A 26287-nucleotide genomic window follows, 5' to 3' on the forward strand; every position below is an offset into this window, starting at 1 on the left:
CTCGGGGTCCCCGCAACTCCCTGAAATCCAGGGTGTTGCGGGGATCGCTAGAACCCGCCCCTCGGGGTGACGGGGCTCGTGTGTCTGGCTGCCCTAGACCTGCGGGGCGCGGCGCGGACGGCGCGGACGGGAGGAGGAACCTCCGCGCGGGCCGCCGTAGCCGCCGCCACTGCGGGAACCGCCGTAGCCGCCGCCGCGCGGGCCGCGCTGGCGGTTCTCACGACGGGGCTCGGCCGGCAGGGTCACCGGCTCACCGGAGGGGGCGCGGGCGCCGGTCACGCGGGCCAGCTCCGGGTCCTCGGGGTGCACCTGGGCGATCTGCGGCTCGATCCGCGCGCGGTACATCAGGCGGGTCATCTCGCGGCGCTGGTTGGGCGTCACGAGCGTGACCACGTTGCCGGACTCACCGGCGCGGGCGGTACGGCCGCCGCGGTGCAGGTAGTCCTTGTGGTCCGTGGGCGGGTCGATGTTGACGACCAGGTCCAGGCCGTCCACGTGGATGCCGCGCGCGGCGACGTTCGTGGCGATCAGCGCGGTGACCGTGCCCTCCTTGAACTGCTTGAGGGTGCGGGTGCGCTGCGGCTGGGAGCGGCCGCCGTGCAGCGGGGCCGCGCGGACGCCGCTGTCGAGCAGGTGCTGTGCCATCCGGTCCACGGCGTGCTTGGTGTCCAGGAACATGATGACCTGGCCCTCACGCGCCGCGATGTGGGTGGCGGTGGACATCTTGTCCGCGTGGGCCACGTGCAGGACGTGGTGCTCCATGGTGGAGACCGCGCCCTCGGACGGGTCGACCGAGTGGACGACCGGGTCGTTGAGGAAGCGGCGGACCAGCTGGTCCACGTTCCGGTCCAGGGTGGCGGAGAACAGCATGCGCTGACCGTCGGCCGGGACCTGCTCCAGGACCGCGGTGACCTGCGGCATGAAGCCCATGTCGGTCATCTGGTCGGCCTCGTCGAGTACGACGGCCTCGACCTGGTCCAGGACGCAGTCGCCCCGCTCCATGAGGTCGCGCAGTCGGCCCGGGGTGGCCACGAGCAGCTCCACGCCCTGGCGCAGCGCGCGGGCCTGGCGGCTGATGGGCATGCCGCCCACCACGGTCGCCATCCGCACCCGCACCGAGCGGGCGTAGGGGGTGAGGGCGTCGGTGACCTGCTGGGCGAGCTCGCGGGTGGGTGCGAGGACCACGGCCAGCGGGCGGTGCGGCTCAGCGGTGCGGCCGTCGAGGCGGGCCAGCAGGGCCAGGCCGAAGGCGAGCGTCTTGCCCGAGCCGGTCTGGCTGCGGCCCAGGACGTCCCGCTTGGCCAGCGAGTTCGGCAGCGTGGCCGCCTGGATGGTGGACGGGGTGGTCAGGCCCTGGCGGGCCAGCGTCGCCTTCAGCGGCGCCGGCATGTCCAGGTCCTGGAAGTTGTCGACCGGGTCGAGCCCGGGGTTGACCGTGACGGGGAGGGCGAACTCTCCACCGGAGGGGCGGCCGCCGCCGGAGCGGCCCTGGTAGCCGCCGCCGCGACGGGGGCCGTCGAAGGAACGGCGGGGCGGACGGCCGTAGGAGCCGGAGCCGCCGCGGGATCCGCCACCGAAACTGCTGGAGGGACGGTCGCGGCGCGCGCTGGTACGGGGGTGGTTCATGGGTGACCTTTCGCCAACGACGCTTGCCGGGTTGAAGCCCGCAGCGGGGCTTCGGCGTGTGGCACCGGGTGTGCGTCGAAGAAAAATACTTCGAGATCCACGGCCCACGCGGGAAAACCCGGGGTCGTGGCGGACGAACCGGTGCCTGTCGGAGAACGACGGCCAGAGATCCGGTCCTGTGAAACAAGAAAACAGGGGCCCAGCACCAGTAGGTCGGGCCCCTGCCGCTCGAACAGCCTTAGGGCTTGGTCGGCCCAGGGGTCGTGTTCGATTAGATGACGGTGATGTTCTCAGCCTGGAGGCCCTTGGCGCCCTGGGTGACGTCGAACTCCACGGACTGGCCCTCCGCGAGCTCGCGGTAGCCAGTGGACTGGATGGCGGAGAAGTGGGCGAAGACGTCGGCGCCGCCGCCGTCCTGCTCGATGAAGCCGAAGCCCTTGTCAGCGTTGAACCACTTGACTGTGCCGGTAGCCATAGATGAACCTCTCGTTCGGGGAAAATGAAGAAAACCGCGGTCTGACGATTTTCCCGTCACCGCGGTGATCACCCGAAACGTTGGAAACTCAACGGGTACCACGACTGCAACTTCTCCGAATCTAGCACACGATTTTCGGTTCAGCGGGAAAACAGCGTGTGTCTCATGGCACCGTAAAACGTGGTATCGAACCGGACGAAAAACGTGTTATGTGCGGTTTTCCGGCCCGGATTCGCCCTCGGAGGGCCGTGAGTACCCGGGGTGCCGGCTGTCGCCGCCGCCGTGGTCCCCCTCCACTGCCAGGTCGTCGAACAGGGTGCGTTCGTTCCTGGGGGCGCCGATCAGGTATCCGGCACGGGCCATCGCCGACCCGCCCACCGCCGTCGTGACCAGTTGGATCAGCAGGGCCAGACCCAGTTTCAGGGCGTTGCCCAGCGACGGTTGGTGCAGGAACAGCCCGATGATGACCAGTCCCGTGCTGAGCGAGCCCGCGATGGTCAACGCGCTCAACCGCGAGTACACGTCGGGCAGCCGGAGCATCCCGATGGCGCTCACCAGGAACACCAGTGCACCGACGAACATCACGGTGTCGCCGACACTCTCCATCACGTCGTTCACCGTTTTCCTCCCGCGGTCAGCCGGGCCAGGGAGATCGCGGCCAACAGCCCCACCAGAGTCGCGACCAGGACGATGTCCACCAGAAGCGTCGTGCTCAGTCGCACGCCCAACAGGGCGATCAGGATCACGAACCCGAAAAAGACCAGATCCGTGGCGGCGCCCCGGTCCGCGCCGCTGGGGCCGAGCAGGATCCGGACCACTCCCAGCACCATCGAGACGACGACCAGGACCAGGGCCAGGTTGATCAGTGTCACCGCCGTTCCCCCTTCTCGTCGCGTTCCAGGTCCTCCGGGCGGGGCGGCACCCCCTCCGGCCGGGTGGCGCGCAGCACGGTGTCCTCCAGGGTGTGGACCTGGTGCAGGACCGACCTGTGGTCCTTCGCGTACATCGCGTGCACCCACAGCGTCGCCGGGTCGTGCCGGGCGGCGACCGTGAGCGACCCGGGCGAGAGCGAGATCAGGTTGGCCATCAGACTGATCTCCAGGTCGTTGCGACAGCGCAGGGGTACCTCGACGAAGGCCGGGACGATCGTGTCGCCCGGCAGCAGAATGTCCCTGGACACCCTGACGGAGCCGTGCAGGAGGTCGTAGAGGACGTAGCAGGGGAGCCAGAGCATCCCCAGGATCCAGGCCAGGAAGGTTCGCGGAGTCATCGCAGCACCGCCTCGACATAGGTTGACGGGTCCAGCAGGTGGCCGGCGGCCTGGGCGCTCAGGGACAGCAGGACCTGGGCGCCCAGCCCCAGAGCCAGGGTCAGCAGGGCCAGGACCAGACCGGGCAGCAGCAGGGCGGTCCGGACCCGGGGCGGGTCCTGGATCGCGACCCCGCCTCCGGCGGCGTCCTCTCCCGCGTTCCCGGTGTCGCCGTCGCCCCCCTCCTCCTTCGGCGGATCGCCCCAGAAGGTGCTGCCCCAGATCTTCATCATGGACATCAGCGTGAACACGCTGACCACGACGGCGGTGGCTGCGGCTTCCCACTGCCCGGCCTCCAGAGCGCCCGCCACCAGCGTCACCTTGGCCACGAACCCGGAGAAGGGCGGCAGCCCGGACAGGGACAGCGCCGCGGCCAGGAACACCGCCCCGAGCAGGGGTTCCCGCTTGGCGATGCCGCCGAGCCGGTCCAGGGCTCCGGTGCCGTGGGTGTGCTCGATCGCCCCGGTGGACAGGAAGAGCGAAGTCTTCACGAACATGTTGTGGATCAGGTAGAAGATGCCCGCCATCAGGCCCAGTTCGGTGAACAGGGCCGCGCCCAGCAGGATGTAGCCGATCTGGCTGACCATGTGGAAGACCAGGATGGAACGGGTGCTGTTCTCCCCCACCGCCCCGAGCACCCCGATGAGCATCGTCAGTGAGAAGGCCGCGACGCCGATCCACAGGAAGCGCGTGTCCCCGTCGAAGACCACGGCGTACAGGCGGTAGATGGCGTAGATCGCCACCTTGGTGTGCAGCCCCGAGAGCAGAGCGGTCACCGCCGCGGAGGTGTTGGTGTAGGAAGGGGCCAGCCAGCCGTGTACCGGGACCACCGCCGCCTTCACACTCAGGGCGAGGATGATGACCCCGGTTCCCGTGGCCACCGCCGGGGATTCGGCGGCAGCACCGGCCAGGGCGGCCAGGTTCACCGTGCCGGCCGTGCCGTACACCAGGGCCACACCGGCGAGGAAGATGGTGGAGGTCAGCAGGTTCACGGTGACGTACACGCGTCCGGCCCGGATGCGGTCCCGCGACCCCAGCATGGCGAGCAGCCCGTAGGCGGGCAACAGCATGACCTCGATGAACACGAACATGTTGAACACGTCCGCGGTCATCAGCACGCCGACCACACCGGCGGAGAGCGTCAGCACCAGCGGTCCGAAGTAGGCGGCCCGGTCATCGCCCACGGCGATGGCGAAGGCCGTGCAGACCAGTACCAACAGGGCGGTGGCCCACAGCATCAGCGCGCTGAAGGCGTCCACGACCAACGGGATGGCGATTCCCCCCTGCCACAGTGCCACGTTGTGTGCCAGGACCGTTCCGTCGCGGACCAGCCACAGCAGCCCGGTGCTCGCTACCAGGATGAGGGCGCCCGGGGCCAGCAGCAGTGCGCGCTCCAGGCGGACCGGTACGCGGAACAGCACCAGGGCCGCGGCGACCGCCAACGGCAGGACGATGAGCAGCGGAAGGTAGGCGGTCGGCTCCGGCAGGTTCAGCGAGGTGTTCACGAGCGGTCCTCCGTGTCGTCGGAGCATCCGGCCGTCGCGATGGTGAGCATGTAGATGGTGATCGAGAAGGCGATCACGATCGCGGTCAGCACGAAGGCCTGCGGCAGCGGATCGGACGCCTGGTCCACCGGGGTGTAGTCCAGCAGCGGCTGGGCCCGCAGATAGGTTCCGCCGGCCGACATCAGGATCAGGTTCGCGGCCTGTCCCAGCAGTACGAAGCCGAGGATGATCCGTACCAGGCCGCGCTGCAGCATGAGGAACACCGCGCCGCTCACCAGTACGCCCACGGTGATGGCCAGGGTCATCGGGCACCTCCCTCCTTGTCCGGTGTCTCTCGGAGCGGGCTTTGGGCGTCCACCTCGGGCGGGGTCCCGGGGTCGTCGGTGGGCGGCTGATCCCTGACTGGCCTCACGGTGCCGGCGGTGGAATCGCCGGGCAGGGACTCCTCCAACCCGAGCTGGTTCAGCGCGGTGAGGATGACGCCGACCACCGCGAGGTAGACGCCGGCGTCGAACACGAGTGCGGCGGTCAGGTGGTACTCACCCACCAGCGGCAGCGTCACGTATCCGTGCAGCGGGCGCAGGAACGAGCCGTCCAGGTACCCGAACAGCCCCGAGGCCAGGGAGATCGCCACACCGGCGCCGATGATGCGCGGGTAGGCCAGCCTGATCTTGGCCACCGAGGCGCTGGGCGCCGCCAGGTACAGCAGCGCGAACGCGGCTCCGCCCAGCAGTCCGGCGACGAAGCCGCCGCCGACGTCGGTGTGGCCGCGCAGGAACAGCCACAGCGACCAGAACACGATCAGCGGCAGCAGCAGGTAACTCACCGCGCGCATGACCAGGGTGTTGTCGTCCGCGTCGTAGACGGCGCTGGAGCGGCTGACGACGAGTCTGCGGTCACCGTGCGCGGTCAGCAGACCGCTGGAGTTGAGCACGGCGATGACGATCAGTCCTGCCACGCCCAGGACGACCAGCTCGCCCAGGGTGTCCAGGGCCCGGTAGTCGACCAGGATGGTGTTGACGACGTTGGTGCCGCCGGTGTCCTCCTCGGAGTTCTCCAGGAAGTACTGCGAGGCCTCCGACCGGCCCCGGCGCCCGGTCAGGTAGAAGACCCCCAAAGCCGCCGAGAGGCCGGCGAAGAGCGCGATCGCCCCGGTGGCGAGGTAGCGCCGGAGCGAGATCCGGTGGAACCGCGCGGGCAGCCGGCGCAGGATCAGGGCGGCGATGACCACGGTGAGGATCTCCACCACCATCTGGGCGAAGGCCACGTCGAACGCGCCGAGCAGGAAGAGCCACAGCGCGGTGGTCAGCCCGGCTGAGCCGACCAGGACCAGCCCGGCGGTGCGGGACCGGACGTAGACGGCGCCGATGACGGAGGCCGTGATCAGAGCGATCAGCAGCCAGTCCAGTGGAGAGGAGGTCTCCCCGTACGGTTCGGGTACCTCCAGACCCGTCGCGGTGATGATCCCGGCCAGCGCGATCACCAGAACGATCGGCACGACCAGGTGCCGCGGAGGAGCGTCGGAGCGCGTGAGGTCGCCCACGCGTCGGCCCAGGGCCATGATCCCCTCGCGTAGCGCCTCGAAGACGATGACCCCGTCCACGGGGAAGAGCCGGCGACCGGCCAGCCGTTCACCGGAGGCGGTCCACCACACCAGCAGTGCGCCCAGGGCGATCGCGGCCAGGGACATGAACAGGTCAGCGGACAGTCCGTGCCACAGGGCCAGCCCGGCCTCGGCCTCCGCCTCCCCGGTGGCTTCGGCGGCGGCCCGTTCGGCCATCGGGTTCAGGACGGGGACGGCGAGGCCCAGCACCAGGCCGAGAACGGCGGCGACGGCGGGCGGGCCCGCGAAGCCGTATCCGGCCTCGGACACGGAGGTTCCGCTCCGGTCCGGGCGCGGCGAGGAGCTCCAGAACGCGCCGTGCACGAACCGGTAGGTGTAGGCGAAGGTGAAGACGGAGGCGATGACGGCGACCGTTCCGGCGGCCGGCCCCACCCACGCGGGGCCGGGCGCCTCCAGTAGGCCCTTGAAGACGTTCTCCTTGCTGACGAAACCCAGGAGCGGCGGGACGCCCGCCATGGACAGTCCGGCCAGCGCCGCCACGGTCGCGGTGACCGGCATCCGGCGCCGTAGACCGCCCGCGATCCCCAACCGGCGGATCTCGCGCAGGTCGCGGCTGCCCGCCTGGTGGTCCACCAGCCCGACCACCATGAACAGCGCTGCCTTGAACAGCGCGTGCGCGAGGGTGTGTACCGCAGCGGCCACCAGGGCCGCCTCGGTGCCCACCCCGATCACCGCCACCAGCAGCCCGAGCTGGCTCACCGTGGAGTATGCGGCGAGCTTCTTGAGGTCGTACTGCTGGAACGCGAACACCGCGCCGACCACCGCGGTGACCAGACCGAAGGCGATGAGCGTGTAGTTCCACAGGGGGAGTTCGGCGAAGGCCGGGGTGAACCGCATCAGCAGGAAGATCCCGGCCTTGACCATCGCCGCCGCGTGCAGATAGGCGCTGACCGGGGTGTTTGCCGCCATGGCGTCCGGCAGCCAGTAGTGGAAGGGGAACTGGGCCGACTTGGTGAAGGCCGCCAGAATCACCAGTACCGCCACCGTTGAGGAGAAGGCGGGGTCCTCGGCCCACACCGGGTCGGCCAGGATCGTGCTCAGCCGTGTGGTTCCCGTGCGCAGGGCCATCAGGATCGCGGCGGTCATCAGGGCGAGCCCGCCCACCACGGTGGTCAGGAGGGCGCGGATCGCCGGGGCGTTTCCGGAGCGGCCGGACGTGCCGATCAGGAGGAACGAGGCGACGGTCGTCAGTTCCCAGAAGACGAACAGCAGCACCACGTCGTCGGCCATCACCAGCCCGGTCATCGCGAGCGCGAAGAAGGTCATCAGGGCGTAGAAGCCCAGCCGCGGCCCGGGCGGGAAGTAGCGGGCCGAGTAAGCCAGGATGAGCGCACCGACGCCGTTCACCAGCAGGGTGAACAGCCAACCGACCCCGTCCATGCGCAGGCGCAGTTCGACGCCGATCTCGGGCATCCAGGGCTTGGCGAACTCGATCGGCGTGCCGGCTCCGAGTACCTGCGGGGCCTGGGCCAGAACCAGTCCGGTCGACGCCAGCAGCACGAGCGCGAGCGGCCAACCGGCGGCGCGCCCCAGGGCCCGGTGGAGGGGGAACGTCGCGAACACGGCGGCGGCGAGGACCAGAAGCAGTAGCAGAAGTACCACGTCACAGTCATTTCACAATTTCCGGTCAACCCCTAACCGACACAGCGGTAGAGGAATGGACGCGGCATTATTCCAGGGCGCTTGTATTTTTTTTACTTCTGCTTGGTTCGCTTTTGACTGTGGTCCGGGGCGGTGGTGTGCCGGTGTGCTCGGTCCTGTCGTCGCCCTCAGGCTCTCCGGTCAGGAGGGCTGAGCCGGTGAGCGACCGCGATCCGGCCCGCGTCACGCTGTGTCCTGTGACGCGTCACCGCTGTGTCCTGTGACTTGTGGGCAAGGACCCTGACAACGGAGGCCGAAGTTTGCAAAGATGGGTGCGGCATAAACGTAAAGAGCGGGTGAGGCTCTTCACCATTGCCCGGCGGTGGTGAAAACGTATAAGCGCACGGGCCCCGCCACCTTTCGGTGACGGGGCCCGTGCTGTCTCGCTGGAGGTCCGGACGACGACTAACCGGACTTGGAATCGTTTTCCGAGGTCGTCGCGGCCAGGTCGTCGAACTTCGTGTCCGCGACCGGCTTGACCCCGGTCAGGTATCCGGCGCGGACCAGGGCGTTGCCGCCGACCGCGGCCGTGGCCAGCTGGATCAGCAGGGCCAGGCCGAGCTTGATCGCGTTCGCCACGGTCGGGTAGTGCAGGAAGAGCCCGAACAGCAGCAGGCCCGTCCCCAGGGCTCCGGCGATGGTGACCCCGCTCAGCCGCGCGTAGAAGTCACGCAGCCGCAGCAGCCCGATCGAGCCGACCAGGAACACCATGGCCCCGAGGACCATGCTGATGATTCCGAGCACGTACAGCACGCTCATCGCTTGCCTCCGGTGATCAGTCGGGCCAGGGACAGGGCCGCGAGGAAGCCGACCAGGGCGCACACCAGGACGATGTCCACGACCAGTTCTGTGTCGATCCGAAACCCCAGCATGGCGACCAGGCCGACGAAGCCGAAGAAGACCACGTCGGACGCGGCTCCCCGGTCGGCGGCCGACGGGCCGGTCAGGATGCGGTACGTCGCGATGACCATGGCCACCATGATCGCGACGATACCGATGTCGATGAACTCCATCAGCGCTGTCCCACCTCGTCGAGAGCGTGTTCCGTCGATCCGGTCGGTCGGGTGACTGCCAGCAGACGGTCCTCCATCGCGTGGATGCCCCGTTGGAAGGACTCCCGGTCCTCCACGTACAGGCCGTGCACCCAGAGGGTGGAGGGCTCGTTCCGTACGGCGACCGTCACTGTTCCGGGGGTCAGCGAGATGAGGTTGGCCAGCATGGTCACCTCGAAGTCACTGCTCGCCCGGAGCGGAACCTCGACGAAGGCCGGGGTGGCGGAGCTGCCCGGTGTGACGATGTCCCACATCACCTGCAAGGAGGTCTTCACGATCTCCCCGGCCGCGTAGAAGGGGAACCAGAGCGTTCGGAGCGCCCATGTCAGATAGGTCATCGGCCCAGCACCGCCTCGACGTAGGTGGAGGTGTCCAACAGGTTCGCGGCGGCCTGCGCGCTCAACTCGAGGAGCACGTGTGCGCCCAGGCCGATGCACAGGGTGGTCACGGTCAGGATCAGGCCCGGGACGATCAAGGACGCCTTGATCTTGGGCCGGGTGAGCGTGTCCGTGGCTCCGTTCCCCGCGGCGGTCACGGGAGCCTGGTCGGAGCCCTCCGGCTCCGGCTCCTTGCCCCAGAAGACCCCGCCCCAGATCTTGAGCATGGACATCAGGGTGATGAGGCTGACCGCGATCATCACGGCCGCGACCGTCCACTGCGCGCCGTCCACCGCGGCGATCACCAGGCTGAGCTTGGCGACGAACCCGGAGAAGGGCGGCAGTCCCGCCAGGGACAGCGCCGCGCCCATGAACACCATGCCCAGCAGGGGTTCTCGCTTGGCGATGCCGCCGAGCCGGTCCAGGGAGCCGGTGCCGTGGGTGTGCTCGATGGCCCCGGTGGACAGGAACAGCGAGGCCTTCACGATCATGTGGTGGATGAGGTAGAAGATACCCGCCATCAGGCCGATCTCGGTGAACAGGGCCACGCCCAGCAGGATGTACCCGATCTGGCTGATCATGTGGAAGACCAGGATGGAGCGGGTGGTGTTCTCACCGACCGCCCCCATGACACCGATGACCATGGTGAGGGTGAAGGCCACCAGGCCGATCCACAGGAACTTCGCGTCCCCGTCGAAGACCAGCGCGTACAGGCGGTAGATGGCGTAGATCGCCACCTTGGTGTGCAGCCCCGAGAACAGCGCGGTGATGGCGGGCGAGGTGAAGGGGTAGGTGCGTGCCAGCCAGCCGTGGATGGGCACCACCGCGGCCTTGATCGCCAGGGCCAGGATGATGACACCCATGCCCACGGCCACCATCGGGGACTCCTTGGCGGCTCCGGCGAGCTCACCCAGGTGGACGGTTCCCGCCGCCGCGTAGACCAGCGCCACACCGGCGAGGAAGACGGTGGAGGTCAGCAGGTTCACGGTGACGTAGATGCGACCGGCCTTCAGCCGCCCCAAGACCCCCATCATCGCCAGCAGTCCGTACGAGGGCAGGAGCATGACCTCGATGAACACGAACATGTTGAAGATGTCGCCGGTGAGCAGGGCACCGGACACACCGGAGGTGAGGACCAGCACCAGCGGGGAGAAATAGGTCTGCCGGTCGTCACCGGTGGCTATCGCGAACATCGAGCAGACCAGGGCCAGCAGCGCGGTGGTCCACAGCATCAGGGCGCTGAAGACGTCCGCGACGAAGGGGATCGCGATCCCGTCCTGCCACAGGCCCACGTTGTGGGCGAAGACGGTCCCGTCACGGGTGAGCCAGATCAGCCAGGCGCCGGCGAGCATCGCGCCCGCGCTCGGCGCCAGCAACAGCGTGCGCCGGACCCACAGGGGCCCTCTGACGAAGAGCAACAGCCCTGCCGCGACCAACGGGGCCGCGACGAAGAGAGGGAGCAACGCGGTGTTCATGAGGCCTCCTCGGTGTCGTCGTCGCTGCCGGAAGCGGCGAGAGTGAGCATGTAGATCGCGATCGAGAAGGCGATGACGATCGCGGTCAGGACGAAGGCCTGGGGAAGCGGGTCAGCGGTCTGGGAGCCCCAGCCGAACTGGAGCAGGGGCAGCTCCCGGCGGAAGATGCCCCCCGAGGACATCAGCAGCAGGTTCGCCCCGTGACCCACCAGGAGCAGACCGAGGACGATCCTGACCATGCCGCGCTGCAGCATCAGGTAGACGCCTCCCGCGACCAGGATCCCGATCGTGATGGCGAGAGTCATCGCTTACCTCCTGTGGTGGAGTCGTCCAGGACGGTGGTGTCGCGGTCCGTTTCGGAGTCACGCCCCTTCTCGGGGTCGGCGCCTGCGTTCTCGGCCTCGCCGTTCTGGGGAGAGCCCCGGTCGAGCCCCAGTTCGTTGAGTGCGGTGAGCAGGACTCCGACGACGCCGAGGTAGACGCCGATGTCGAAGACGAAGGCCGTGGTGAAGTGGAAGTAGCCGCCCCAGGCCAGCGGGATCTCCGCGTGCAGCGGCCGGAGGAAGGATCCGTCCGCGTAGCCCAGGAACCCGGAGAAGGCGGCGATGAGCACTCCGGAAGCGATGATCGCCGGGTAGGCCAGCCGGATCTTCGCCCTCTTGTCGCTGGGAGCGGCCAAGTAGAGCAGAGCGAACGCCGAGCCGCCGACCAGGCCGGCGATGAAACCGCCGCCGGGTTCGTTGTGCCCGCGGAACAGCAGGTACAGGGACCACAGCACCAGGAGCGGCATCAGGTAGCGGCCGACCGTGCGCATGAGCACGGTGTTGTCCTCGGCGGAGAAGGCCGCGTTGCTGCTGGGTACCACGACCCGGCGGGAACCGTGCACGGGCAGCAGCCCGCTGGAGTGCAGGACCGCGATGATGATCAGGCCCGCTACGCCCAGCACGACGAGTTCACCGAAGGTGTCGAGTGCCCGGTAGTCGACCAGGATGGTGTTGACGACGTTGGTACCGCCGGTGTCCGCGGGTGCGTTCTCCAGGAAGTACTCCGCCGCCGGAGAGAGTTCCCGGCGGCCGGTCAGGGCGAAGGCCGCGATACCGGCGCTCAGCCCGGCGGCGACGGCGATCACCGCGGTCAGCGCCTTGCGCCCGCTCTTGACCGGGTGGAACTTCTTGGGCAGCCGGCGCAGTACCAGGACCGCGACGACCACGGTGAGGATCTCCACCAGGAACTGGGTCAGCGCGACGTCGAAGGCGCCGAGGAAGAGCAGCCAGAGCGCCACGGTGAACCCCGCCACGCCGACCAGCGCCAGCCCCGCCATGCGGGAGCGTGTGATGACCGCGGCCAGGACGGCCGCCGCCATCAGTCCGACGAGCAACCAGTCTAGTCCGAAGGAGGTCTGTCCCGCGGCCGGCGGCAGGTCCACACCGAAGATGACCGCTACCGCTGCCAACGCGACGATGAGGACCGTGGGCGCGCCGAGGTGGAAGGCGGGGGAGTCCGTCCGGGTGAGGTCACCGGTTCGCTTGCCCAACCGGATGATCCCGCTGTAAAGGGATTCGAACACCCCCACGCCGGAGACCGGTACGAAGTCGCGGCCGGCCAGGGCGTCTCCGGCCCGGGAGCGCGAGGCCACGAGGGCGCCGAGGCCGATCGCTGCCATGGACATGACGAGCGCGGCGTTGAACCCGTGCCACAGCACGAGGTGGGCGTCCGAGGTCACGTGCGTGGTGTTGGCGGCCACCTCGTTCACCAGCGGGTCCAGGATCGGGACGGTCAGGCCGAGCAGCACGCCGCCGAGGGAGGCGACGATGGCCGGGGCCCAGAAGCTGCCCCGGGCCTCGCCGGCCGTGGCCTCCTTCGTGCCCTCCTCGCTGCGGGACGCGCCGAAGAAGGTGCGGTACACGAAGCGGAAGGAATAGGCGAACGTGAGCACGGAGGCCGAGACCGCGAGCACGCCGGCGAGCGGACCGAACCAGGCCGGGCCGGGGGCGTGCAGGAACGACTCGAACAAGCTCTCCTTGCTGATGAAGCCCAGCAGGGGAGGGATGCCCGACATGGACAGGGCGGCCAGTGCCGCGATGAGTGCTGTGACCGGCATTCGGCGCCGCAGGCCGCCCAGCTTGCGGATGTCCCGGGTACCGGTCTGGATGTCCACCAGGCCGACCACCATGAACAGGGCCGACTTGAACAGCGCGTGCGCGACGGTGTGCACCGAGGCGGCCACCAGGGCCTGGGGAGTGCCCACACCGATCACCGCCACCAGGAGACCGAGCTGGCTGACCGTGGAGAAGGCCGCCAGCCGCTTGAGGTCGTTCTGCTGGAGTGCGAAGAACGCACCCATCACCGCGGTGATCAGACCCGCTGAGATGAGCAGGACGTTCCACAGGAACAGGTCACCGAACGCCGGGGTGAAACGCATCGCCAGGTAGATCCCGGCCTTGACCATGGCGGCGGCGTGCAGGTAGGCGCTGACCGGAGTGCTCGCGGCCATGGCGTCCGGCAGCCAGTAGTGGAAGGGGAACTGCGCTGACTTGCTGAAGACCGCCACGATCACCAGCAGGGCCACCACGGAGACGAACGCGGTGTCCTGCGTCCACGCCGTGTCCGACAGGATCACGCTCAGCTGTGTCGTTCCGGTGCGTACCACCAGCAGCACGACGGCGCCCAGCAGCGCGAGTCCGCCCATGGCCGTGAGCAGGAAGGTACGGATCGCCGGGCGGCTCGCCGACGGCCCGGAAAGGCCGATCAGGTAGAACGAGGCGATCGTGGTGATCTCCCAGAACACGAAGAGCAGCACGACGTCGTCGGCCAGCACCAGCCCCGCCATCGCGAACGCGAAGAGCGACATCAGGAAGTAGAAACCGAGTCTGCGGCCTGATGGGAAGTACCTGGTGGAGTAGGCCATGATCAGGGCACCGATACCGGTGACCAGCATGGTGAACATCCAGCCGAGGCCGTCCATGCGCAGGTGCAGGTCGACCCCGAGCCTGGGCATCCAGGGCTGGGTGTACTCCAGCGGGACACCGGCACCCAGGACCTGGGGGGCCTGGAGAGCGACCATGACCGTCAGGGCCAGGAACACCGCGGCGATGGGCCAACCGGCGTTACGGCCCAGGAACCTGTCTAGTAAGGGTGTACTCGCGACGGTCACGGCGAGCACGATGAGGAGAAGCAGTAGCACCACGCCACTGTCCTTTCACGGCTGAACACCGTGTGCACGGCCGGGGTGTCCCGGTCGGCGAACACGGTGTGACGGAGCGGAAGGTGGTTTTTGCGGTCAGGCCGTCAGCCGTGTCCTGGCGGGCAGGCGCTGAGTTCGCCGTGCGCGTTGTGGCCCCAGGAGGACGTGTAGCCGTTGGTGCCGAGTGGAAGACTGTGTGGCGCCGGTGCCTGTGGCCGTTCGGCGAAACGGGACCTGCGCCGGGCGCGCAGAGGTGAGGCGTGCTGGGGCGTCATGCGTCATAACTCCGGGACATGGGGAGACAGGGACGCCGACCAGTCTTCCCGGCACACCTGTGATGGCGCTTGACGCCGCGCCCATGTTCGTTGATGCGAGAGTGTATGTCCAGTTCCAGACGCTTTTCGTGGGATTTCACTCACGTGTCGAGGAGTGGGAGGCTGGACTTCAACATATCCCCTGAACAGGTAAAATAACCTTCCGCGGCCAGGTTGGTCTCGGATGTGTTCAGCGGTAGCATTGACTGTTTCGCGCGGCGTAGGGTCCTCAGCGGGTGTGCCGGGAAGACTGGTCGGCGAAGGTTGACTCCTACCCGAAACCAGGTGTTCGATGACCGAGGCCGCCATCCAAGGTGCGCGCGTCTACCGATCCGAGGCCGCCGAGAGGCTGGTTCGGGGCTGGTGCGAGGAACGGTTGGCCGAGTTCACCGACCTCGAAGCCCTGCCGCGGATCTCCACGGCCATCGGCCCGACCCGCGCCTTCCGCTTCGAGGGCGGTTCCGGAGCCCCGGTGGTCGTGCTGAGCGGTACGAACTTCAACAGCGCCCTCAGCGCCTCCCCCGCCTCCGACATGACGGCGGAGAGGGACGTACTCCTGGTGGACCTGCCCGGGCAGCCGGGGCTCAGCTGCGGCAAACGCCCCCGCGGTCATCGGGCCCGGGCCTACGGCGCCTGGTTCGACGAGGTGCTGCCCGAGCTCGTGGACCGTCCCGCGATCGTCCTGGGGCACTCCCTGGGAGCGGCGGTGGCACTGGCGAGTAGGCCGTGTTCCCTGGTCAAGGGTCTGGTGCTGGTCAACCCCGCCGGGCTGACCCCGGCGGCTACCTCCCCCGAACTGATGCGGGTCACGCTCCCCTGGATGATCGGCCCCCGGGAGGACAAGAGCACCCGGTTGTTGAACTTCATGAGCGGACCCTCCTCCCGGTACCCCGTCCACCCGTTCGCGCACTGGATGACGATGGTCGGCAGGTACTGCCGTACCAGTCTGGCGCCGGGGCCGCTGGACACCGAGTCGCTGCTCGCCTGGCAGGAGAAGAACGTCACCGTGGCGACAGGTTCGGACGACGTGTTCTTCTCCCCGGCCCGCCTGCACGGCCCCGCCCGCCGCTTCCTGAACACCGGAACCCACGTCCTGGAGGGGGCGGGCCACCTGGCCCCCTACGAGTTCCCGGACAAGATCCGCGAGCTGGTCTGCGGGGCCGACTCCTGAGGCTCCGGTCCAGGGGCGCACCCGGGTCCCCCCACCTCTCTCCCGCCACCCGGTTCAAAGGCGCGGGCCCCCTCGGCGCGGCGCCCGCGCGCTGAGGGGGAGGGCGAACACGAAGGCGGCGTAGGCGGGGAAGGCGTCGGGTGCTGCTCCCGGCCCCGCGGCCGTGCCCCGTTCCTGCCGCATGTCGGCGCACCCCGCCATCGCTCCGGTTCCGAACCGGCGCCGGTTCCTTCCCCGCGCCGTCACCCGGCCTGCGCGCTGCTGGCCGGTGTCGGCCGTGCTCGAAGGCGGACCGGCCCCAGACGGTGTACACGAAGGATCCGCGCGCGTAGTGTTAGAGACTAACGTGTTATCAACTAACACCAATCGTCTCGAGGGTCATGGCGCACTGGCGTGAGCAGAAACGGGAGCGCACCCGGAACGCACTGCGGGAGGCGGCGTTCCGGCTGTTCGCCGAACACGGGTACGAGGACACGACCGTCGCCAGGATCGCGGCCGAGGCGGGCGTCTCGCACATGACGTTCTTCCGGTACTTCCCCACCAAGGAGGACGTCGTCCTGCGGGACGACTACGACCCCCTGCTCGAAGAGCTGATTCGGGCCGAACCACCGGACAAACCCGCGTTGCGTCGCGTGCGGGACGCGGTGATGAGCGCTGTGCCCGCCGTCTACGCACGTGAGCGGGAGGCCCTGCTGCTGAGGTCCCGGCTGCTGCTGACCACCCCGGCCCTGCGTTCCCGCATGGGGGAGAGCATGGACGGGTCACGCAGCGCCTTCGAGAGGGGACTCAGCGACCCGGAGGCGGCCGCAGCGCCGCCGATGGCCGCCCGCGTGGTCGCGTCCGCCTGCACCGCCGCGCTCGCCACCGCCATCACCGTCTGGGTCGAACAGGACGGTGAGACGGACCTGCCCGCACTCATGGAGCAGGCCTTCGACGCCCTCGAAAACCCCGGAGCCCGCAATGGCTGAGGCGGTCGGCGCAGACGAAGTCATCTCCGTGGCGGACCTGAGCGTGCGCTACCGCGGGGCCGAAGGGGACGCGGTGCGTCAGATGGACTTCACCGTGACGGCCGGGGAGGTCTTCGGCTTCCTCGGCCCCTCCGGGGCCGGCAAGTCCACGGTCCAACGCGTCCTGACCCGGCTGCTGCGCGGTTACGAAGGCAGCGTGAGCGTGCTCGGCAGACCGCTCACGGAATGGGGCAGGGGCTACTACGAGCAGATCGGTGTCGGGTTCGAGCTGCCCGCCGAGTTCACCCGCCTCACCGCGAGGGAGAACCTGGAGGCGTTCGCCTCCCTCTACCGCGGCCCCGCGGCGGACCCCGCCGGGCTGTTGGAGCGCGTCGACCTGGCGGAGGCCGCGGACCAGCGGCTGAGTACCTTCTCCAAGGGGATGAGGATGCGCCTGAGCCTGGCCCGGGCCCTGCTCAACCGTCCACGCCTGCTCTTCCTGGACGAGCCCACCTCGGGTCAGGACCCCGTACGCGCGGCGCGGCTGCGCGAGGTCGTCCGGGCCGAGGCGGACCGGGGCGCCACCGTCTTCCTCACCACCCACGACATGCGTACCGCCGAGGACCTGTGCGACCGGCTGGCCTTCGTCGTCGACGGCCGGATCGCCGCCGTCGACACCCCTGACGGCTTCCGCCGCCGCTACGGCCACCCCGGCGTGGTGGCCGAGTACGTGACCGGTGGCCGCACCCGCCGACGCACCTTCGGCCTCGCGGACCTGGGTGCGGGCGGTGAGCTGTCCGACCTCGTGGCCTCGGGGGCGGTCACGACCCTGCACACCCGCGAGGCCACCCTCGACGACGTCTTCGCCGAGGTCACCAGGGTCCGGCTGTGAACCGGCTCGCGGGCGCGTTCGCGCTTGAGGCGAAGGTGCTGTGGCGGTACGGGGTCGTGGCGATCGCCGCCGTCCTCGCCGCGCTCTGGACCGGACTGCTGCTGGCGCTACCCGCCTCGGGCGCCCAGGCCCTGGTTCCCTACCTCCTGTTCCTGGACACCGCCGGGTTCGGGGCGCTGTTCGCGGTCGCCCTGCTCATGTTCGAACGGGTCGAGGGAACCGACGCCGCCCGCGCGGTCACCCCCGTCAGCCCAGGAGAAGCCGCACTCGTGCGCGTGGGGGCGCTGGCCCTGCCCGCCGTCGCCATGGCCCTGCCGATGATCGCGGTGACCGCGCCGCAGGGGCGCCTGTGGGGCGCGCTCGGTTACAGCACGGCCGGAGTCGCGCTGACCTCGGTCCTGCTGGTGGCCGCCTGCCTCGGGCTGGGCGCGCTCACCCGAACCCTCCAGGGCGCCCTGCTCGCCACGGCTCCGGTCATCGCCCCGCTCGTCGCGGTTCCGGTACTGCACCTGGCCGGTGTCGTCCAGAGCCCGCTGCTGTGGGCCGTGCCCACCACCGCGGGCGCCGAACTGATCAGCCGGGGCCTGACCGCTCGGGACGGGATACCGGAGGGGCCCGGCTGGGCGGTGGCGCTGGTGTACGCGGTCGTCTCCGCGACGGCCCTGTGCTGGTGGGCGGCCCGGCAGAGCACCGTCACCGGGGAGGAGAGGGCGGGCCGGGGCGGCCGGCCCCCTGCGGGTCGCGCCCCCCGCAGGGGGCCCGCCGCCCGGGCGCGTTCGGGGCCTTACGCCGGGCCCGGCCGGCGGGTCCACCCGGTCCTGGCCCTGGCCCGGTACGAACTCGTCGGCGGGCGGCGCGACCCGCTTCTGCTGGCGGTGGCCCTGGCGCCCCTGCCCCTGGCACTGGTCCTGCGGTGGGCCTATCCGGCGATCGCCGAGTACCTGCGGTCCGCCCACGGTTTCGATCCCGCGCCGCACGCCTGCGCTGTGTTCGGCGCACTGGTCCTGCTGCACGTGCCGGTGATGGTCGGCAGCGTGGTGGCGCTGCGCGTGACGGAGGACGTCGACGACCGCGTCCTGCTGGTGCTGCGCGTCTCTCCGCTGTCCCTGCCCGCCTATTTCGGGTTCCGGACGGGGACGGCCCTCCTTCTCGCCCTGGTCGGACTGGCGATCGCCGTTCCCGTTTCGGGGCTGGGCCCGCAGGTGTCGCCGGGCCTGGTCGCGGCCGTGCTGCTCGCCTCGCTGTTCGCGCCCCTGGTGGTGCTGGCCACCGCCGCGTTCGCGGGCAACAAGGTCGAGGCGCTGGTCGTGGTCAAGGGGGTGGCGGCCGTGTCCGTCCTCGCGCCGGTGCTGCTCTGGGTCCTGCCCGGGCCCTGGTGGGCTCCGCTTCTGGTCCTGCCGCCCGCATGGTCGTTGCTGGCCCTGCCGGGGTATCCGGGTGACGCGGTCCCTCCGTGGACCGTCCTGCTCGGCGGACTCGTGATCGCGGCGGCCGCCGCCCTGGCCCTGGTCCGGCGGGTGAGGTCGCGCCTGCTCGGATGACGCTCCGGTGCGGGGCCCGGAGCGCGCCCGCACTCGCTGGGGCCGTGCCGGTCACCGGGCTGTAAGCGGTTCCGGTCCCGGCTGATCGCCGGTACGGGATCAGTACCGGAAGTTGGTGCGGGCTTGGTGCGGCGGCGGAGCCCCGGTGGGCTGTCTCCGCCGACCATGGAGGGTGGGCCAGGCGGCCCGACCGCACCCGTGTGCTCCGTTGGAGGGACGACCGTGACCGAGCTCAGGCACGAGGACAGGACGGACTTCGAGAACGCCGACCGCGGCTTCGTCGCCAAACTGACCCCCGGTGTGGTCCGCGACGCCCGGGGCGACGTGGTGTGGGACATCGACGCCTTCTCCTTCCTGGAGGGGGAGCGTCCCGACTCCGTCGACCCGAGCCTGTGGCGCCAGTCCCAGCTGTGCGCCAAACAGGGGCTGTACGAGGTCGCCGAGGGGATCTACCAGGTCCGGGCACTGGACCTGTCCAACATGACCCTGATCGAGGGCGAGCGCGGGGTGGTCGTCGTCGACCCGCTCATCTCGGCCGAGACGGCCGCGGCGGGGCTGGCCCTGTACCGGGAACACCGCGGTGAGCGGCCCGTGACGGGGCTGCTCTACACCCATTCGCACCTCGACCACTTCGGCGGCGCCCCCGGGGTGATCGACCCGGAGCGGGACGACGCGCCGATCCTCGCTCCGGAGGGCTTCCTGGAGCACTCCGTGGTGGAGAACGTCTACGCCGGGCCCGCGATGCTGCGGCGGGGCATGTACTACTCGGGCGCGAACCTGGGGATCGGCCCCGCCGGGGTGGTCGGCATGGGGCTGGGGCCGACCGTGTCCACGGGCACGCCCGGCCTGGTACCGCCGACGGTGGACATCTCCCGCACAGGCCAGGAGGAGGTCGTGGACGGGGTCCGGTTCGTCTTCCAGATGACCCCCGGCACCGAGGCCCCCTCGGAGATGAACTTCCTGCTGCCCGACCACCGGGCCCTGTGCATGGCGGAGAACGCCACCCACAACATGCACAACATCCTCACCCTGCGCGGCGCGGTGGTGCGCGACGCCCGGATCTGGTCGCGCTACCTCAACGAGGCGATCCAGCGCTTCGCCGACCGCGCGGACGTGCTGTTCGCCTCCCACCACTGGCCGACCTGGGGCCGCGAGAAGATCGTGGGCTACCTGTCCGAGCAGCGCGACCTGTACGCCTACATGCACGACCAGACCCTGCGCCTGCTCAACCAGGGGCTCACCGGCCCGGAGATCGCGGAGGAACTGCGGTTGCCGGAAGGGCTGGAGGGGGCCTGGAGCACCCGGGGCTACTACGGTTCGCTGTCCCACAACGTGAAGGCGATCTTCCAGCGCTACCTGGGCTGGTACGACGGCAACCCGTCCTCACTCTGGGAGCACCCGCCGACGGAGAGCGCCAAGAGGTACGTGGACACGATCGGCGGGATCGACGCCGTGCTGGCCAAGGCCCGCTCCTACGCAGAGGAGGGTGATCTGAGGTTCGCCGCCCAGTTGCTCAAGCACGCCGTGTTCGCGGAGCCGTCGAACCCCGACGCCAGGGAGCTGCTCGCCTCGGTCTACCAGCGGCTCGGAGAGGGAGCGGAGAACGCCACCTGGCGCAACTGCTACCTCACCGGGGCGAGCGAACTGCGCGACGGGGTGGTGAAGACGGAGCTCGGCTCGTCGAGTCTGGCCGCCATGCTCACCGTCACGCAGCTGTTGGACACGATCTCCATCCGGGTGAACGGCCCCGAGGCCGCCGGGACGGCGCTGACCATCGACTGGAACATCACCGATCTCGGGGAGAGCCACCGCTCCCAGCTGTCCAACGGAGCCTTCGTCCACTGGCCCGTCCAGGGGAGCGGAGGCGGCACGGACGCCGACCTGACCCTGAACCTGACCAAGCCGCAGTTCCTCGGCCTCCTCGCGAACGGGGACACCGCCGGACTCGACCACAGCGGGGACCTGGGTGCCGTACACAAGCTCATGGGCGTGCTGGATCAGCCCGATCCGAACTTCGCGATCGTCACGCCCTGATCGGGGCCGGGTCCGGGGCCGAATGCGCAGGCCCCGGACCCGGCCCGGTTTCAGGCTCTGTTCGGGTTGGTGGCCTTGCCGTCGAGCCAGAGCTCGTCGGAGGCGTCCCGGTGGCTGCCGGAGGTGCCCACGTGCTTGGCGTCGATCTTGGGGCCCTTCTTGATGACGTGGACCAGCGCCATCGCGTGGCCCCGGCCCAGCCCGTAGTCGTCGGCCAGCCACTTGACGATGGTGCCCGCCTTGACCGAGGGGTCGTCGTACCCCTTCTCCTTGGCGAGGTCGACCAGCGCACGCGGCACCAGTCCCGTCTTGTCCTCGATGGTGTCCAAGTAGGCCTGGAACGACATGGGGCTCTCCTCTGGGAAAGGAATCCGGAACCCGATGCTCGCACCCGCCTGAGACATTTCCGGGGAAGCGGGCCCGGCTCGGTTCCCGGTGTACCGGCTCAGTCCCCGAGGTATCTGCGGAGCGCTTCCCGCAGGAACAGGGGCAGGCTCAGGGAACCCAGGCGGTCGGGGTGGAACCAGTCGAGCTTGACGCCCTCGGTGAGGGGCAGCTCCCGGGCGTCGCCGTTCCAGGTGGCCGCGAACACGGTGACGACGTCACTCGACCCGCCGGGGTCGGGCACCTCGAAGAGCTCGACCAGGTCGTCGACGGCGAGCCCGGCCTCCTCGTCGAGTTCGCGGACGATGGTCTCCCTGGGGCTCTCGTCCGGGTCGCAGCCCCCGCCGAGCGCGGACCAGCGGCCGGGCCAGGCGATATCCGGGATGTCGTCGCGCAGGTGGAGGAGGAGCTCCCCGCGGGAGTTCTCGATGAGGGCGACGGCACCGCGCGAGGGTGCGGACCGTGGCTGAGCGGTGTCCATGCGCTTCACGGTAGGCGCTTGAGGGAAACCCGGGGAGGCGTACGGGCATCCGACAGGGGAGTCCCCGACCAGAAGTGAGTTCCACCGATGCCCCTGCCCCGAACCCTGACCGCGTTGACCGCTGCCCCTCTGCTGTTGGTGTCCGCCACCGGGTGCGGCCTGATCCCGGTTCAGCACAGCAAGGAGCTCACCGTCGTCATGTGCGCGGAAGAGTCCACGGAACCGGTGTGCGTGGAGAACGGTCCCGCCACCGAGGAAGAGCGAGAGGCTGTCGAGGAGCTGCTGGACCAGACCGCCGAGGTGGTCGTCTACCGCTTCCTCACCGAGGGGGAGGTCTTCGATGAGCTCACCGGACAGGGGGAGTCGGCCGAAGACCTGCGGCCGGGCGACTTCGCGTCCCGGTACGTCATCGAGCTCCAGGAGAGCGAGCAGCGAGAGGAGCTCGCTTCGGCCCTCTCGGAGCAGTGCGGGGTCGGGGAGGTCTTCTTCACGGAAGACCCCGCCGACCCCGACGTTGCCTTCCCTGGCTCGGCCCAGGGCTGCTGACCCTCAGGCGGCTCCGGCACCGCGAAGGAGGGGAAGCAGGAAGGGGTGACCGCCCCCGGCTGGAGGAGCGGGGCGCCCGTTCGTGTCAGCGCTTGAGAGTGCTCAGGAGACTGGACCACTCGCCACCCTGAAAGGAGAGGTAGCCGTGTTCCCTGTGCTGGGTGTCGCGGACCAGGACCTTCTGTCCTTCCGCGACCTCCACGCAGTTGCCTCCAGCGCTTCCGGAGTAGCTGCTCTTGTGCCAGCCAACCTCAACACAGTTGCCACCGCCGCCACCCGAGTAGCTGGACTTGCGCCAGCCCATCTGCTCGGCCTCGTCAAAAGTCACCTTGTGCCTCATCCTTCAAATCGTTCGCTGCGGGGCCGGAGAGGTTTTCTTCGCGGAGGACCCTGCCGAACCCGACGTCACTTTCCCCGACCAGCGGGTCGAGGTCCCCGCCCGTGTCAGAGCTTGAGAGCGCTCAGGAGGCTGAACCACTCGGCACTGCGGAAGGAGAGGTGTCCGTCTTCCCGGTGCTGGGTGTCGCGGATCAGGACTTTGTGGCCCTCGGCCACCTCGACGCAATCACCACCGTTGGTGCTGTAGCTGCTCTTGTGCCACGAGGTGTGAGCGGGGGTGTGCGGCGCGGACATCTCCGGGCCTCCTCATCGTTCGAGGGGGGCTTACTGGTCGTCTGACAGGAGCCCGCGCATGAAGGAGAGGCTTTCGTTGGCCTTGAGCGCCCTGCCCAGCAGACTCCCGAACATCAGCGTATACCTGCGAACTTCCTCGGGGTCCTCCGGAACCAGGCCGCTGCCCGCCTGCTCCAGGTAGACCAGATCAGGGTCGGCCTGCTCGGGGAATTCGAGGAGGTTGAACTGCCCGTCAAGCCCGGGGTGGGCTCCGTGGGCAAAGGGCACCACGCGGATGGTCACATTGGGGTGTTGAGCCAGGGCTATGAGGCGTTGGAGCTGCTCGTGCATTGTTTCGGGGCCGCCGACCTGTCGGCGCAGGACCGCCTCGTCCAGGATGGCGACAACCTGGAGCGGGGCGTCCTCACGGGTGATCAGTTCCTGGCGGGACATCCGTACCAGCACTTTCTCGTCCACCATGTCCGGGGCCGAGGAGATGGCTGTCTGCTCGATGACAGCCCTGGCATAGGCCTCGGTTTGCAGGATGCCGGGGACCACGCTGGTCTGGAAGGTACGCACCACCGAGGCGGCGGCCTCCAACCCGATGTAGCTGTCGAAGCCGGGCTTGAGGGCTTGGCGGTGCCGGTGCCACCAGCCGCGCTTACGCGCGTGCTTGGCCATCTCGATGAGCTCTTCGCGCTCTGCCCCGTGGACCCCGTAGACGTCGAGCAGGATGGCCACGTCCCCGGGTTTGGGGCGGGTCATACCGGTCTCGTAGCGCCACAGTGTGCTGTCGGTGATCCCGATGCGTTCGGCGACCTGGGCTCTGGAGAGCCCCGAGCTGTCGCGTAGCCGAGTCAGCTCAGCCATGAGGCGTCGCTGACGAGCGGTGGGGCTGAGGCGCACGACCATCCTGTCTGACCTCCCTTGATCTTCGTGAACCGTATCACTCGGCATGATTCAACAATCAATCTACGTAAACAGCATGACTTCTTTCTGCACTATTGCAGATTTAGCTTTGGCGGTCCATGCTTGTGCTGAGGGCAGCAGATCTAGCTGCCATCTGGTGGAGAGCGATCCAGGGAGGGTGTTATGAGTGGTGGTCGGGCACCGGGGCCTCGGCGGCCTAAGGGTGGGGTGGGGGTGTGGTCGCCGCGATGGGCCTACTTCGGTGGCAACACCACGGACGTGGCGCGGGTGCGCGAGTGGTCCGTGCGCGATGCCCTACTCCGGAACGGGCGCGGGTTCTGGGTCGAGCTGGTCTTCAGCGAGCTGGCCAGCAACGCCGTCCAGCACACCGCGACCGGGGAGCAGCACGGCCGGATGTGGGTCGGCCTCGAACTCCTCAGCGACCAGGTCGTGCTGCTCAGCGTGGTCGACCAGGGCCGCAAGTGGGGCGGGCCCTTCTCCACACCGCAGCTCGTGGACCGGCAGCCCGGTGAGATGACCCCGGGCGGACGCGGGCTGTGGCTGGTGGACCGGATCGCCGAGTACTGGTGGTGGGAAGGCGAGCTGGGTATGCCGCTGGAGATGCGGGCCATGGTGCGGCTGGACCGGGAACCGGACCTGGGCGAGGCCTGGTACGACCTGGCCAGCTGATCACCGCCAACCAGCACCAGCCGACACGGCGGGAAGCGCAGCCCGTGCGCACACGGGCCATTGACACCCGCTCCTATTCCCCCGCCCCACCCCTTCACCAGTCCGCGCCAGCACTCAAGAACGCAGAACGCCCCGGGGCGGTGCTACCCACACCGGCCCCGGGGCTGATCAACCACCTGCCACAACAGGAGATCAACTGTGCAGAACTGTACCGGCGGCCGTCACCGCAGGCCCCGACTTTCGATGACTTCCCGCCTGTGGTGGGTGTTCGCCTCCGCGGTGGCCTGGAGCCTCGCCCAGGTCATCGGCGCCCCCACCCGGACCGAACCCCTCCCTCGGCCCCGTCCGGCGCTTGCCCCGGCACCCCGCCGCCTCGAACTGAGCCGCTACCGGGAACCGATCCCCCGCCCGGCCCCGGAGACGACCGCCCACGACACCCCACACACCCTGCCCGAAGACCTGATCGAACTCTGGCCGGAACACGAGGACCCCACGGACTCCCTCGTCCGCCCCTACCTGCTCGGGGGGTGACAAACCCGCTCCTCTTACCGCCTTCGTCCGCCTTACGTGTCCAGCAGCTGGGTGATGGTGTGGTCTCCCATAGCCCCCAGCAGCGGGTACTCCTCGGCACTGGCGGCCAGCAGGGCGGCGTAGAGGATCGCCCAGGCGCGGGCGCGCTGCCAGGTGTGGTCGTCGAGGCCGGTCACGTGTTCGCCGGTGCTCGCCAGCCGGTCCAGTTCGGCGCGCAGGCGGGCGCGGTCCTGCGGGGTGAAGGTCATCCAGGCGACGGCGAGGTCGGAGGCGGGGTCGCCGGAGGTCAGGTCGCCGAAGTCCAGGACCGCGGTCAGGGACAGGCGGCCCTCGGCGCGGGTGCGCGCCTCGGTACTCACCAGGATGTTGGCCGGGTGCAGGTCGCCGTGCAGCCAGAGCGCCGGCCCGGTCCATTCGGGGGTGTCGACCAGCTTCTCCCACAGGGCGAGCAGTTCCGCCGAGCGGGGGATGCCGCTGTCGGCGACGCGCTCGCGCAGCTTGGACTCGCGTACGCCCAGGGGGACGCCCCGGAACGGGTTCTCGGGGGCGTCCCCGGGCGCGGGCGCGTGCAGCTGGGACAGGAAGAGGGCGAGCGGTCCGACCAGGTCGGAGCGTTCGCCGACCGGTACCTCTGCGGCGGTGCGGCCCTCGAACCACGGGTTCACCGACCAGTGCCAGGGGTAGTCGGGGCCGGGGTGTCCCACGCGCAGCGGGGCCGAGACGGGGACGCCCACGCGTTCGGCGATCCCGGGCAGCCACCGCTGTTCGTTCACGACCAGCCGCTCGGCCGCCGCGCGCCGCGGTACCCGGACGCACAGGTGCTCGCCCAGGGTCAGGATCGTGTTGTCCCAGCCGTTGGCGACCGTCGCCAGGGGCAGGGCGGCCAGGTCGGGGTGCTGCTCGCGCAGGAGCCGGCGGACGAGTTCGGGGGTGATGGCCACTTCGGCGGGAGGTGTGCGCATCACTC

General features: G+C 69.4%; 28 protein-coding genes. 8 read left to right on the forward strand and 20 right to left on the reverse strand.

What is annotated here, in order from left to right:
* Positions 1-93: 93 nt before the first annotated feature.
* The 14 genes from HNR07_RS26575 to HNR07_RS26640 all read right to left on the reverse strand — a co-directional run bounded on the left by HNR07_RS26575 (position 94) and on the right by HNR07_RS26640 (position 14271).
* Positions 94-1626: a DEAD/DEAH box helicase gene (locus tag HNR07_RS26575; protein WP_184367520.1), complete on the reverse strand. Its 1533-nt coding sequence runs from the start codon at positions 1624-1626 to the stop codon at positions 94-96.
* A gap of 271 nt (positions 1627-1897) precedes the next feature.
* Positions 1898-2101, reverse strand: coding sequence for a cold-shock protein (locus HNR07_RS26580; RefSeq protein ID WP_017579069.1), 204 nt, complete (start codon positions 2099-2101; stop codon positions 1898-1900).
* Between the two features lie 207 nt (positions 2102-2308).
* Entirely contained in the window at positions 2309-2719 is a 411-nt protein-coding gene (mnhG, locus tag HNR07_RS26585) for a monovalent cation/H(+) antiporter subunit G (protein ID WP_312893989.1), read from the reverse strand.
* On the reverse strand, positions 2716-2931 hold the full coding sequence (locus HNR07_RS26590) for a monovalent cation/H+ antiporter complex subunit F (RefSeq protein WP_221319891.1): 216 nt from the start codon (positions 2929-2931) through the stop codon (positions 2716-2718). The genes mnhG (HNR07_RS26585) and HNR07_RS26590 overlap by 4 nt, the downstream gene beginning before the upstream one ends.
* A gap of 38 nt (positions 2932-2969) precedes the next feature.
* A complete protein-coding gene (locus tag HNR07_RS26595) occupies positions 2970-3371 on the reverse strand; it encodes a Na+/H+ antiporter subunit E (protein ID WP_184367526.1) in 402 nt (133 codons plus the stop codon).
* Positions 3368-4915, reverse strand: a complete 1548-nt coding sequence (locus HNR07_RS26600; RefSeq protein WP_254419656.1) for a monovalent cation/H+ antiporter subunit D family protein — start codon at positions 4913-4915, stop codon at positions 3368-3370. The genes HNR07_RS26595 and HNR07_RS26600 overlap by 4 nt, the downstream gene beginning before the upstream one ends.
* A complete protein-coding gene (locus HNR07_RS26605) occupies positions 4912-5220 on the reverse strand; it encodes a sodium:proton antiporter (protein ID WP_184367531.1) in 309 nt (102 codons plus the stop codon). Before HNR07_RS26605 ends, HNR07_RS26600 begins: the two co-directional genes overlap by 4 nt.
* On the reverse strand, positions 5217-8141 hold the full coding sequence (locus tag HNR07_RS26610; protein ID WP_184367534.1) for a DUF4040 family protein: 2925 nt from the start codon (positions 8139-8141) through the stop codon (positions 5217-5219). Before HNR07_RS26610 ends, HNR07_RS26605 begins: the two co-directional genes overlap by 4 nt.
* A 444-nt stretch (positions 8142-8585) precedes the next feature.
* Entirely contained in the window at positions 8586-8939 is a 354-nt protein-coding gene (gene mnhG, locus HNR07_RS26615) for a monovalent cation/H(+) antiporter subunit G (protein WP_184367537.1), read from the reverse strand.
* Positions 8936-9193, reverse strand: coding sequence for a monovalent cation/H+ antiporter complex subunit F (locus tag HNR07_RS26620; RefSeq protein WP_184367540.1), 258 nt, complete (start codon positions 9191-9193; stop codon positions 8936-8938). The genes mnhG (HNR07_RS26615) and HNR07_RS26620 overlap by 4 nt, the downstream gene beginning before the upstream one ends.
* Complete coding sequence (locus HNR07_RS26625) at positions 9193-9570, reverse strand: Na+/H+ antiporter subunit E (protein WP_184367543.1); 378 nt, start codon at positions 9568-9570, stop codon at positions 9193-9195. The genes HNR07_RS26620 and HNR07_RS26625 overlap by 1 nt, the downstream gene beginning before the upstream one ends.
* On the reverse strand, positions 9567-11084 hold the full coding sequence (locus tag HNR07_RS26630; protein WP_184367546.1) for a monovalent cation/H+ antiporter subunit D family protein: 1518 nt from the start codon (positions 11082-11084) through the stop codon (positions 9567-9569). Before HNR07_RS26630 ends, HNR07_RS26625 begins: the two co-directional genes overlap by 4 nt.
* On the reverse strand, positions 11081-11389 hold the full coding sequence (locus HNR07_RS26635) for a sodium:proton antiporter (RefSeq protein WP_184367549.1): 309 nt from the start codon (positions 11387-11389) through the stop codon (positions 11081-11083). Before HNR07_RS26635 ends, HNR07_RS26630 begins: the two co-directional genes overlap by 4 nt.
* Entirely contained in the window at positions 11386-14271 is a 2886-nt protein-coding gene (locus HNR07_RS26640) for a DUF4040 family protein (RefSeq protein WP_184367552.1), read from the reverse strand. The genes HNR07_RS26635 and HNR07_RS26640 overlap by 4 nt, the downstream gene beginning before the upstream one ends.
* A 603-nt stretch (positions 14272-14874) precedes the next feature.
* Here HNR07_RS26640 and HNR07_RS26645 point away from each other — a divergent pair.
* The 5 genes from HNR07_RS26645 (at position 14875) to HNR07_RS26665 (ending at position 21167) form a co-directional block, all read left to right on the forward strand.
* Positions 14875-15753 carry an alpha/beta fold hydrolase gene (locus HNR07_RS26645; RefSeq protein WP_184367555.1) on the forward strand — a complete coding sequence of 293 codons (879 nt, stop codon included), beginning with the start codon at positions 14875-14877 and terminating at the stop codon, positions 15751-15753.
* Between the two features lie 380 nt (positions 15754-16133).
* Positions 16134-16721 (forward strand): TetR family transcriptional regulator, encoded by a 588-nt coding sequence (locus HNR07_RS26650; RefSeq protein WP_184367558.1) that lies wholly within the window; start codon positions 16134-16136, stop codon positions 16719-16721.
* Positions 16714-17592, forward strand: a complete 879-nt coding sequence (locus tag HNR07_RS26655; protein ID WP_184367561.1) for an ABC transporter ATP-binding protein — start codon at positions 16714-16716, stop codon at positions 17590-17592. Before HNR07_RS26650 ends, HNR07_RS26655 begins: the two co-directional genes overlap by 8 nt.
* Positions 17589-19133 carry a fluoroquinolone export ABC transporter permease subunit gene (locus HNR07_RS26660; RefSeq protein WP_184367564.1) on the forward strand — a complete coding sequence of 515 codons (1545 nt, stop codon included), beginning with the start codon at positions 17589-17591 and terminating at the stop codon, positions 19131-19133. Before HNR07_RS26655 ends, HNR07_RS26660 begins: the two co-directional genes overlap by 4 nt.
* A 222-nt stretch (positions 19134-19355) precedes the next feature.
* Positions 19356-21167, forward strand: a complete 1812-nt coding sequence (locus HNR07_RS26665; RefSeq protein ID WP_184367567.1) for an alkyl/aryl-sulfatase — start codon at positions 19356-19358, stop codon at positions 21165-21167.
* Between the two features lie 50 nt (positions 21168-21217).
* Here the strand turns inward: HNR07_RS26665 and HNR07_RS26670 are convergent, their stop codons facing one another.
* Positions 21218-21514 (reverse strand): DUF4287 domain-containing protein, encoded by a 297-nt coding sequence (locus tag HNR07_RS26670; RefSeq protein ID WP_017579051.1) that lies wholly within the window; start codon positions 21512-21514, stop codon positions 21218-21220.
* Positions 21515-21612: 98 nt separating this feature from the next.
* Positions 21613-22032 (reverse strand): NUDIX domain-containing protein, encoded by a 420-nt coding sequence (locus tag HNR07_RS26675; RefSeq protein ID WP_184367570.1) that lies wholly within the window; start codon positions 22030-22032, stop codon positions 21613-21615.
* Between the two features lie 114 nt (positions 22033-22146).
* Between HNR07_RS26675 and HNR07_RS26680 the strand changes: the two genes are divergently transcribed.
* Entirely contained in the window at positions 22147-22578 is a 432-nt protein-coding gene (locus tag HNR07_RS26680; protein ID WP_184367573.1) for a permease-like cell division protein FtsX, read from the forward strand.
* An 85-nt stretch (positions 22579-22663) separates the two neighbouring features.
* Here HNR07_RS26680 and HNR07_RS26685 read toward each other — a convergent pair whose 3' ends face one another.
* From HNR07_RS26685 to HNR07_RS26695, 3 genes are all read right to left on the reverse strand, one after another.
* The gene (locus tag HNR07_RS26685; RefSeq protein WP_376769950.1) at positions 22664-22906 is read right to left on the reverse strand and encodes a DUF397 domain-containing protein; all 243 of its coding nucleotides are present in this window, start codon (positions 22904-22906) and stop codon (positions 22664-22666) included.
* A gap of 116 nt (positions 22907-23022) precedes the next feature.
* On the reverse strand, positions 23023-23211 hold the full coding sequence (locus HNR07_RS26690; protein ID WP_184367579.1) for a DUF397 domain-containing protein: 189 nt from the start codon (positions 23209-23211) through the stop codon (positions 23023-23025).
* 30 nt (positions 23212-23241) lie between these two features.
* Entirely contained in the window at positions 23242-24060 is an 819-nt protein-coding gene (locus HNR07_RS26695) for a helix-turn-helix domain-containing protein (RefSeq protein ID WP_184367581.1), read from the reverse strand.
* Between the two features lie 273 nt (positions 24061-24333).
* Between HNR07_RS26695 and HNR07_RS26700 the strand changes: the two genes are divergently transcribed.
* Positions 24334-24789, forward strand: a complete 456-nt coding sequence (locus HNR07_RS26700; RefSeq protein WP_184367584.1) for an ATP-binding protein — start codon at positions 24334-24336, stop codon at positions 24787-24789.
* Between the two features lie 243 nt (positions 24790-25032).
* Positions 25033-25320, forward strand: coding sequence for a hypothetical protein (locus HNR07_RS26705; RefSeq protein WP_184367587.1), 288 nt, complete (start codon positions 25033-25035; stop codon positions 25318-25320).
* A gap of 32 nt (positions 25321-25352) precedes the next feature.
* On the opposite strand, the gene HNR07_RS26710 is transcribed toward HNR07_RS26705, so the two are convergent.
* Positions 25353-26282, reverse strand: a complete 930-nt coding sequence (locus HNR07_RS26710) for an aminoglycoside phosphotransferase family protein (RefSeq protein ID WP_184367590.1) — start codon at positions 26280-26282, stop codon at positions 25353-25355.
* Between the last annotated feature and the right edge of the window lie 5 nt (positions 26283-26287).

The organism is Nocardiopsis metallicus (genome assembly GCF_014201115.1).
Classification (GTDB): Bacteria; Actinomycetota; Actinomycetes; order Streptosporangiales; family Streptosporangiaceae; genus Nocardiopsis; species Nocardiopsis metallicus.